General features: G+C 46.2%; 8 protein-coding genes and 1 tRNA gene. 2 read left to right on the forward strand and 7 right to left on the reverse strand.

All coding sequences use genetic code 11. From position 1 onward, the window contains the following. Positions 1-28: 28 nt before the first annotated feature. The 6 genes from gpmM to rsgA form a co-directional block, all read right to left on the reverse strand. The gene (gpmM, locus tag ACHUFZ_RS20290; protein WP_394128574.1) at positions 29-1561 is read right to left on the reverse strand and encodes a 2,3-bisphosphoglycerate-independent phosphoglycerate mutase; all 1533 of its coding nucleotides are present in this window, start codon (positions 1559-1561) and stop codon (positions 29-31) included. A gap of 238 nt (positions 1562-1799) precedes the next feature. Beyond that, complete coding sequence (locus tag ACHUFZ_RS20295) at positions 1800-2687, reverse strand: DMT family transporter (protein ID WP_394128575.1); 888 nt, start codon at positions 2685-2687, stop codon at positions 1800-1802. A gap of 71 nt (positions 2688-2758) precedes the next feature. After that, entirely contained in the window at positions 2759-4639 is a 1881-nt protein-coding gene (locus ACHUFZ_RS20300) for a methyl-accepting chemotaxis protein (RefSeq protein WP_394128576.1), read from the reverse strand. 223 nt (positions 4640-4862) lie between these two features. Beyond that, positions 4863-6278: an SLC13 family permease gene (locus tag ACHUFZ_RS20305; RefSeq protein WP_394128577.1), complete on the reverse strand. Its 1416-nt coding sequence runs from the start codon at positions 6276-6278 to the stop codon at positions 4863-4865. Between the two features lie 164 nt (positions 6279-6442). Next, positions 6443-7339 (reverse strand): archaetidylserine decarboxylase, encoded by an 897-nt coding sequence (gene asd, locus ACHUFZ_RS20310; RefSeq protein WP_394128578.1) that lies wholly within the window; start codon positions 7337-7339, stop codon positions 6443-6445. A 378-nt stretch (positions 7340-7717) separates the two neighbouring features. Then, complete coding sequence (gene rsgA, locus ACHUFZ_RS20315; RefSeq protein WP_394128579.1) at positions 7718-8773, reverse strand: small ribosomal subunit biogenesis GTPase RsgA; 1056 nt, start codon at positions 8771-8773, stop codon at positions 7718-7720. A gap of 127 nt (positions 8774-8900) precedes the next feature. Between rsgA and orn the strand changes: the two genes are divergently transcribed. Continuing rightward, positions 8901-9446, forward strand: a complete 546-nt coding sequence (gene orn, locus ACHUFZ_RS20320) for an oligoribonuclease (RefSeq protein ID WP_394128580.1) — start codon at positions 8901-8903, stop codon at positions 9444-9446. A gap of 41 nt (positions 9447-9487) precedes the next feature. Here the strand turns inward: orn and ACHUFZ_RS20325 are convergent, their stop codons facing one another. Next, on the reverse strand, positions 9488-10198 hold the full coding sequence (locus ACHUFZ_RS20325) for a hypothetical protein (RefSeq protein ID WP_394128581.1): 711 nt from the start codon (positions 10196-10198) through the stop codon (positions 9488-9490). A gap of 293 nt (positions 10199-10491) precedes the next feature. Between ACHUFZ_RS20325 and ACHUFZ_RS20330 the strand changes: the two genes are divergently transcribed. Next, a tRNA-Gly gene (locus ACHUFZ_RS20330) sits at positions 10492-10564 on the forward strand. Positions 10565-10566: the final 2 nt, after the last annotated feature.

Raw genomic sequence — 10566 nt, forward strand, 5'->3', positions numbered from 1 at the left:
GGCTTTTAACTATGAGTGTTTAAGCTAATTACTTAACTAGTACGTCACCCGTCATTTCAGCTGGGATCTCAAGACCAGTTAGAGACAGCATAGTTGGTGCTAGGTCAGACAGTTTACCGCCTTCTTTGAACTCAACTTCTTTGTCACCAACGTAGATTAGAGGTACTGGTAGGTTAGTGTGAGCAGTGTGAGTGCCACCTGTTTCTGGGTCTACCATCATCTCAGCGTTACCGTGGTCAGCAGTGATCAGCATTTGACCGCCTACTTCTTCGATTGCTGCAACAATTTTAGCGACACAACCGTCGATTGCTTCGATAGCTTGCTCAGCTGCTTCGTAAACGCCAGTGTGACCAACCATATCTGGGTTAGGGTAGTTACAGATGATGGTGTCGTACTTACCAGACTTGATCGCAGCAACCATTTTTTCAGTTAGTTCTTCAGAGCTCATCTCTGGCTGTAGGTCGTAAGTTGCTACTTTTGGAGAAGCAACAAGCTGACGCTCTTCGCCTTCGAATTCGTTCTCAACACCACCGTTGAAGAAGAAAGTTACGTGCGCGTATTTCTCAGTTTCAGAGATACGTAGCTGAGTTTGACCTTGCTTAGATAACCACTCACCGTATGTGTTCTCTAGCGATGCTGGTGGGAAGCCGATTGCAAGTGGGATGTCAGCTGCGTATTGCGTTAGCATCACGAAGTTGATTGCAGGGAATGCCGCGCGTTCGAAGCCATCAAATGCAGGTACGAAAGTACGCGTGATTTGACGAGCACGGTCAGCACGGTAGTTCATGAAGATAACAGCATCGCCATCTTGCATGATTGCATCTTCTTGACCTTCTGCTTTGATTGCGGTCGCTTTAACGAACTCATCGTTCTCGTCACGAGCGTATGCTGCTTCAAGACCTGCTACTGCTGTATCGAAAGTGAATTCAGCTTTAGCTTGAGTTAGAAGATCATAAGCAACTTGAACGCGATCCCAGTTGTTATCACGGTCCATTGCGTAGTAACGGCCTACTAGAGAAGCCACACGGCCTTTACCTAGTGTCGCGAATAGGTCTTGGAAGCGTTGTAGAGAGTTCTCTGCGCTACGTGGTGGCGTGTCACGGCCGTCTAGGAAGCAGTGTAGGTAGATCTTCTCTGCGCCACGAGCTGCTGCCATTTCAACGGCTGCATAGATGTGGTCTTCGTGAGAGTGTACGCCACCTGGAGACATAAGACCCATGATGTGTACGGCTTTGTCTGCTTTTACTGCAGAGTCGATAGCTTCTACTAGCGCTGGTGTTTCAGTGAACTCACCGTCTGCGATAGATTTAGTGATACGAGTAAGGTCTTGGTATACAACACGGCCAGCGCCGATGTTGGTGTGACCAACTTCTGAGTTACCCATTTGACCGTCTGGTAGGCCAACATCCATGCCTGAAGCAGAGATTAGAGTGTTTGGTTTATTGGCAAACAGGCTGTCTAGGAATGGAGTTTTCGCATTCGCGATAGCGTTGCTTGCTGTATCTTCACGGTGACCGTAACCGTCAAGAATAACTAGAGCCATAGGCTTCTTAGCTGACATAGTGATGACCTCGTCAAATTTCAAAGTAACTTTGGAAACAAAATTAGCGTAATTTTACTACACTTTTTAACCAAAACTGTAGGTTAAGATCAAATATTGTTTGTGAAATATTGTTGTTATCTTTCACCTTACAAACAGTGAGTGCAATATCCAACTGTCTATATGGGCTTCATTTATTGCTCTATTCTCGCCCATTAGACAGAGAAGAAAAGCGGGAAATACCAATTACTGCGATAGCTTAGTTGAGCAAAATACTGGTCCCGATAACGGCGACAATCGCGCCAATCCAAGCAAAGCGGTTAGGTCGTTTCCCAGAATAAATCCATAGTATAGGCAACAGCATGATCGGTGTTGTCGAAGAAAGTAGAGCGACCATGCCGACATTGCCTTCTTGCAGCGCATACAGAATCAATGTCATGCCAACCGCCATGGCCAAAAAGCCATTGAGAGCGGTAATAGAAAAGATCTTAATGTTCATAGGCTGAGTCGCTCGCGCCAGTTTCGCTCCAGTGAAGAAAAACAAACAGTGCGCTGCGAAGGCGGTCATCATCCGCATAGCTGACGCAGCAATAGGATCGATATTGGTCTGCATAATCGGTTTAGCGATGATGCCGCCTAACGCTTGGCAAAGTGCGGCGAGTAAGCCTAAACAGATTCCGACCCAAACCTTACCTTTAATCGACTCAAGCTGATTGTTAGTTTGCCCGCGGCGGCCAAAGAAGATTGCAGTTAATACGCCAGAGAAGACCAGTAGCGACCCCAGTAACTCCATAGAGGTCATGGTTTCGCTAAACAGAAAGTAGCCAAGTACAGCTGAGAAAACGGCGTGACATGAGAAGAGTAAACCTGCTTGCCTTGGCCCCATACGATTGAGGCAAGCAAATAGGGCGGTATCACCAATAAAAATACCGATGACACCGGATAGCATCATGGCTGAAATAGCGCTAGTTTCAACACTGCTCCAACCGCCAGTGTAGATAGCCATAGAACCTAAAATGAGCGAGGTGCAGCCCATACGCCAACGGCTATAGGCAAAGGTTCCTAAATGTTGGGCAGGTACGACGGAAAGTATGCTTGCTACCGCCCAAAGAAATGCGGCAGCAAGTGCCAGCCATTCATAACCCATCGACACGTTATCCTTGTGAGTGCGGAATAATCCAGGCTGACAATATGCATTAAATCTTGCTTAAAACAAAGCTATACCTTGAAGCGAGTCACCTCCATACGCATGGTCTCTGCTGACTCACGCATGTTGTCTGCGCTGTCGCTACTTTGCTGTGCTTGCCCTGCGAGTACGTCGGAAGCGTCCTTGATTCCTTGGGTATTACGGCTGATATCTTCACTGACGGCACGTTGCTCTTCAGCGGCACTGGCGATTTGCAGGGCCATATCGTTGATCTTATCGATCGCATCGGTAATGTCAGTCAGACTCTGGGCTGCTTGCTCGGCGTAGTCGACACTGGTATCGGCTAATGAGGTACTTGTTTTCATGCTATTCACCGCAAGCTTGGTATTGTTTTGCAGCGTTTCGATCATATGACGAATTTCTTCGGTTGAACCATGAGTACGTTGACTGAGCACGCGCACTTCATCAGCGACTACTGCAAATCCGCGCCCTTGTTCTCCTGCACGCGCGGCTTCAATCGCGGCGTTAAGTGCCAACAAGTTGGTTTGTTCAGCAATTTCTTGAATGGTAGATAGGATCTGATTGATGCTTTGGGTGTTGTGTTCAAGTTCAGAGATAACGCCAGAGGCCGCTGTGACCTGTTCCGCCAACTCCACAATCGATTCACGGTTTTTCTGAATGACTTTTTGCCCATCTTGGCAAGCATTAGACGAAGTCTGAGAAGCATCGGCTGTCATTTCAGCGTGGCTTGCGACCTCTGCAGCCGTTGCCGACATTTCATGGATTGCGGTGGCAATTTGGTTGACGTCATTTTGCTGAACTTCCACTTGCTGCGCTGACTGCATCGAGAGGACGTTTGCTTGGCTGGCTTGCTGCACTAGCTGTTCGCTATGATTGATAATATCGGCCAGCATGCGCTGCATTTGGCTGAGGAACTGATTAACGTGTTCCGCCACCTCACCAATTTCATCACGGCGTTTTATCTCAATTCGCTGAGTTAAATCTCCTTCCCCTTTTGCTAGCTGAGAAAGTGAAGATGATAAGTCTTGCAGCGGTTTTAGCAGCTTAGTAATGGTGTAGGTGCTGAATGTTGCAATGATCAGGTACAGCACTAATGAAGCGATAGCAGTAAATTGAATCTGCTCACTCACTGAAGCGAACGCCAGTTCTTTATCCACCACAATGCCCAACGACCAATCTGTTGATGGGATATTGGCTACGTAAATCAGTTTGTCTCCTTGCTGTGGCCAACTGATTGTTGAAATTGATGAGTTGCTGACAAGTTCTTTTACTTTAGCCGCAGAGAGCTGAGGGTTTAACTGAGTTATTGGCTGCTGGCTTAGCGATTCATCTTGATAAGCGACAATGTTGTTATTGCCGTCAACCAGGAAGGTAAAACCGTCGTTATCTAAAGTGATATTTAGAACTTCATCAATGATATTGGTGACGGTAAGGTCAGCGGCGAGAACCCCGTTCTTATTACCAGAAAAGGCTTTGGCGAAACTGACCACGATGCTGCCATCGAAGTCTTGATAAGGCTCAGTAATGATCAATCCAGATGCGTTCATCGCATCTTGATACCAAGGGCGGGTACGCGGATCATAGTCAGCAGGCCAATCTTCGCTTTTATCGCCATAGGCAATTGAGCCATCTTCAAACCCTGCGTAAACAGATAAGAAGTCACCCGCTCGTTTGGTAAGTAGCATTTCCCGGTCGGAGTTGTCTGACTCAATGATGGTTTTTTCATTGGCTAGCATCATATCGCTACGAATCGCCAGCCAATCACTGATATAGCGTGATGTGGAGTGGCTGATATTGGCCATTTCACTATTCAGTGCTGAAGTCGTTTCTTGTTGCAGCTGATTGACTGAGATCCATGCTTGCACGCCGCTGACGACAGCAATGACCACTGCAATGGCAATTTGCATTTTTAGTTTGATTGTATTTCTCATTGCCTTTCCTTATTTTTCAGACAATAGGACGAGAAGAGTAGGGTCTATCACCGCGACTTTACGGGAATGTAAAAAGGGCTTTGATGGTGATATCGAGGTGATTTTATAGACAGAGCGAATGTAGATAGTTGATCTATATGCTGCTTTTAAGAAAACCCCTTCATGCATGTAAGAATCTGTGACCTCCAGCTCAGCACGCTAGAGGTCAATATCATTGTTTTACTTAGGTGAGAATCAAGGTGGCGGTGTAAACAATCAGTAAGCCAATCACGCCAATGATAACTCCGGTTTTTGCCATGTCCTTACTTTCGATTAAGCCGGTAGAGTAGGCCAGTGAGTTAGGTGGAGTTGATACCGGTAAGATCATACCGAGCGATGCTGAGAAGGCGACGACCACCAGTAAACCTTGTAGTCCACCAACCGTCGCAAGGCTTTCCATCGAGGCACCAATTGCGGCGGCTATTGGCATCAGTAAGTTGGCGGTGGCTGTGTTCGACATAAAGTTGGCCATTAACCAGCAGACGATCGACAGGGTGAATATCACCGCAAGCGGAGAGAGGGATTCATAATCGATCGCATGAGCAAGCGCTGAAGCGAGTCCGGTCTTATCCAAACCAATACCAATTGCGATACCGCCGGCAACCAGCCATAGAACGTCCCAGTTAATCAGTTTGAGCTCTGCTTTGCCCATAATTCCGGTTAGCGTAAAGACCGCTAGTGGGATGATGGATACGACATAGGTATTCATTCCGTGCAGTTTGGTCGTCATCCATAGCAAGATGGTTGAGGCAAAGGTCGCATAGACGACGATGGCACGCCAATTTCTTTGAAACTTACCATCCAGTTTCAGCTTCATCTCTTTCTGTGCGGATGGAAAGAGCTTTTGTAGCAAGAACCAAGCGATAGTGAGCTGAACGATGACAAAAGGCAGACCCATCATCATCCAGCTGAGAAAGTCGATACTATTCTCACCGGTTAAATATTGCAGCGCGATGGCGTTGGGAGGTGTACCAATTGGTGTCGCGATGCCCCCGGTGTTGGCCGCAATAGGAATACACAGCACTAGCGCTTTGATGCCGAGATCGCCCTTTGGTGCTGAGGCGACAATTGGACCTAGTAGCGCCAGCATCATCACCGTTGTGGCGGTATTCGACATAAACATTGAGAACACAGCGGTGATCAGCATTAAGCCAAGCATGATGAATCTAGGCTGATGGCCAAATGGTTTGAGCAATACTCGCGCGAGGTTATTGTCCAACTCATATTTGGAAGCTGAAATGGCGAGGGCAAAACCGCCCATAAACAGGATGATAATGGGTGAAGAGAAGGCACTAAAAATATCGGTGTATTTCATCAGCTCGCCAAGGTCATGGCCAGCGGGTGGAGTGCGAAATAGGTGTAGCCCTTTATCTGAGAGCATGACCAGCTCTAGGGCGATGATCAAAATTGAGGTGGCAAAGACTGGTACAGGTTCTAATACCCAAAGAAGAGCGGCGAGGAGAAAGATGGCCAATAATCGATGCTGAATGAGTGTCAGATCATCGATTGGGATCCAATCAATTGGCATAAACAGCACACCAATTGGCAAGCCGAAGCTAATCAGTAGCTTAATTATTACCCCAAGATCTATCTTTGGCATATCAACCTCAATTTCAACATTTGAGGCTATAGCTTAATTTACAATAAAATGAGTGTCTTAGACCGAGTTTGGAGTTTTAATAAACAGTTAAAATTGTTGCAGTGAGTTTGTTTTGGGTCAAAAAAAGCCCCGACGAATCGAGGCTTATACAGAAGGCTTAGAATTTAAGCTGGTTCGGATTCCGCTTGTGCTTGTGCTTGTGCTTGTGCTGTATGTGCGTACGGCGTGCCCATCACAGTTGATTGACCGTTTTGCATTGTCTCATCAAAGGATACTGCATCTTTAGCGAATAGGTTGATTACTGTAGAGCCAAGCTTGAAGCGGCCCATCTCTTCGCCTTTTTTCAGGATCACGGCTTTATCACCTTCCGCAGGGTAGTCCCACTTGTAAACCGTGTTACCGCGTGGTGGTGTTACCGTGCCTGCCCATACTTGTTCAATACTACCGACAATGGTTGCACCTACAAGAACTTGTGCCATAGGGCCAAATTCGGTATCAAAAATACACACCACACGTTCGTTACGTGCAAAAAGGTTAGGCACGTTTTCAGCCGTCAGTGGGTTTACTGAGAATAGATCGCCCGGTACATAAATCATCTGACGCAGTGTACCGTCGCATGGCATGTGAACGCGGTGGTAATCACGTGGTGACAAGTACAGTGTAGCGAATTCACCGTCAGCGAACTCTTCAGCAAGTGCTGCATCACCGCCAAGTAGCTCTTGAGCTGTGAAGTCATGGCCTTTAGCTTGGATAAGCTTGCCGTCGGTAATTGGACCAAATTGGCTTACACAAGCGTCAGCTGGGTGAGTGATCACGCTTTCTTCTTCAGTAATTGGACGTGCGCCTTCTTTTAGCTCACGTACAAAGAACTCGTTAAACGTCTTGAAATGTTTAGGATCTGAATGCAGCGCTTCATCCATATTGACGTTGTATTGCTTGATGAACCAGCGAATGATTGCTGTTGTTAGACCGCCAGCTTTTGCAGAAGCTAGCTTACCCACTAAGCGAGTTAGTCCATGCTGTGGGATCCAATATTGCAGTCCAACTTTAATCTTATCCATGGTGTTCAATTCCAATGCTATTTTCATGATTGACTATATTCTGGGCGCGAGATGTTACTCAAATTGCGCCCAAAAGTCAGTAGTTACTAGGGCCTGTTGACCTTTTGCGGTTAAATTTTGTTCGAGATAAAAGCGTTTTAGTCGCGGCGAGAGGTTTGTCGCCTAGCCATTCTAAGCAAAACACCTCTCAACAAAGAGTAAAACGCTTTTAGCCGAACCCTTCGGGCAGCGTTTGTGGCTCCTTTCTGCTGCGTTATCGGCTTATCAGGTAGAGCTACTACAATTCAAAGCCTCTGCCTTGCATAAAGAACCCACAAACCGCTGCAAAAATCAGCTCAAAAGGTCAACAGACCCTAAAGTTTGCTTGCAAATTTGCGGCTACAAATCTGCTTTTTTGCTGCGCGAGTATTGGCGATTGGCTTTCACTTCCGCCATGCTCTCTAGAATACGGTGATAGTTCGCGAAGCGGATCTCGTTGATCTCACCGTCTTCAACCGCTTGGCGTAGTACACAGCCTGGGTCGTCATTGTGCTTACAATCACGGAACTTACAGCTGCCAAGGAAAGGTCGAAACTCGACAAACGCTTTGGTCACTTCTTCTGCTTCCAAGTGCCACAAACCAAACTCGCGCACTCCAGGGGAATCAATCAGATCGCCACCTGTTGGGATATGATAAAGACGTGAAGCCGTTGTGGTATGCTGACCAAGCCCTGAGTTTTCAGAGACCTCGCCTTCTTCAACATTGAACTGCGGCATCAGCGCGTTAACTAAGCTCGATTTACCCACCCCTGATTGACCAACGAAAATATTGATGCGGTCTTTAAGCTCAGCCTCAAGCTCAGCAATGCCTTCACCAGTCTGCTTACTGACGAATAACACTTTATAACCAATACGCTCGTACTCTTTTAGCCACTCGCGGTACTGCGTCAATTGCTCTGGTTCGAGTAGATCAATTTTGTTTAATACCAGCAGCGGTGCGATATTGAGGGTTTCAGAGGCAACCAAGTAGCGATCAATAATATTGAGCGACAATTCTGGCAGCACTGAAGAGACAATGATCATTTGATCAACGTTCGCCGCGACTGGTTTTAAACCGTCATAGTAGTCAGGACGAGTAAGAATTGAAGTGCGAGGCTCTACCGCTTCAACAACGCCACTGATGCCTTCCATTGATTCAAGTCCTGGACGCCAAATTACTTTATCGCCAGAAACGAGAGTCTCAATGCCACGACGAAGGTTACAGCGCTGGACTTCACCAGTTTCGCTATCTTCGATATCAGCGTGCTGTCCAAAGCGGGTGATAACCAGGCCGGTTTTACTGCTACCTAGCATGGACTCATCCCATTGAACGGAATCTTCTTGCTTAAGTTTTCGTTTCTGGTTGTGACGAACTCGTCTCACCTGACCTTTGGTTAGCTTTTTCTTTTTAGCCACGTTTCTCTACTTCAGTTCATTAATTTATCGAGTGATACCCGCAGGAAGGTGAGTAGCTCACGCTATCTTGGGGATCGGAATTTGGGTATAGTACCTCTTTTATCATAAAACCAATAGGCAACGATTTATGTCCTTTAGTGATCAAAATTTAATTTGGATTGATTTGGAGATGACGGGACTTGACCCTGAAACTCACAAAGTGATCGAAATTGCTACCATTGTCACGGATAGTGAATTGAATATTTTAGCTGAAGGTCCAGTACTTGCCATTCATCAGCCAGAAGAAGAGCTACAAAAAATGGATGAGTGGTGTACCACGACTCATACTGGTAGTGGCTTGGTCAAGCGTGTACAAGAGAGCAAAATTGATGAACAAGAAGCGGTTCGTCAAACTATCGAGTTTCTAGAGAAATGGGTACCTAAAGGTAAGTCACCAATTTGTGGTAACAGCGTCGGCCAAGATCGTCGTTTCTTGTACAAGCACATGGCGGAGCTGGAAGAATATTTCCACTACCGTTATATCGATGTGAGCACGTTGAAAGAGCTAACACGCCGTTGGAAGCCAGAAGTACTGGATGGCTTTACTAAGCAAGGTAGCCATTTAGCCTTGGATGATATTCGTGAGTCGATTGCAGAGCTGCAATATTACCGTAAAACGATTATCTCAATCTAATCATGAAAACCAGCACTCGATGCTGGTTTTTTTATGCTGTTTTATGGGACAGGTAAAAAGACAAATTGTGCCACACCATGTGCGACCTTGGTTATTCCGCGGTTGGTTTTATCCGCAACAATCAGTGCTATCATATCCTGAATCATCACCATCTTAGTAAATAACCGATCGAAACTGATGTCACCGCCAGTGTCTGTTGTCGCATTGGTATAAATTAATGGATTCCCGTATTCATCTTTACGGTGGTAGAGTCGCCAAACAAATACCTCGATGTTTCTCGCGCTGTTATACAGAGATTGCTCATCCAAAGAGTCGATAATAAAAAATTCTTGCTGGTGGTTGTAAGAGCGCCTTAGCATCTCCGATAACCCAACGGTCGCAGCAAACACGCGATCGCCCTCAAAGCTCTCATCAAAACTCAGTAATATCGCGTCAATCCCAGTGACGCCACCCAACTCATCGAACACCAAAGGGGGCAGGGTAATACTCTCTTCTGGGCCAAATATTTGCTCAATACGACTGTCGATGGTGGCTGACGGATTCTTACTTAATTGAACAGGGTTTCTGACGTAGAGCTTACGCGTTAACTCGACCATTTGAACTTTAAGCTGTTTGGCGTGCACATCCATGACAAAGTCTACGTCGCTTTTCCCTAGGTTTCTCATTGGCTTAGGCATTGATCCACAGCCTGCAACTAATGCCGCAAGTAATACCGTACAGATGAGCTGAAACAATCTCGCGCTGAATTGCATATGTGTCTCTTATCCTTAAGTAGCTTCAGGGGTTCAAAATTTATACTGAACAGTTATATAAGAAACGGGAAATATTCGCGATGAGTAGCCTTCAAAACACCGCTGAATCTCGCACTTTGGTGTTTCCTCGCAAGGCCTAATTGATATTTAGTATATTTTTCAAGCTTTTTGATTGATAAGTGTGTGCTTTTTATCCGATAAGAAAAAAAAAGATGATTTTTTCGATGAAGGACTTGCATCACAAAAAAATGCTCTTATAATTCGCAGCCCTGAATGACGGAAACGTTGTTGATGCGACACTAGCTCAGTTGGTAGAGCGCAACCTTGCCAAGGTTGAGGTCACGAGTTCGAACCTCGTGTGTCGCTCC

The organism is Vibrio hepatarius, from assembly GCF_043642085.1.
In the GTDB taxonomy this organism is placed as follows: Bacteria; Pseudomonadota; Gammaproteobacteria; order Enterobacterales; family Vibrionaceae; genus Vibrio; species Vibrio hepatarius_C.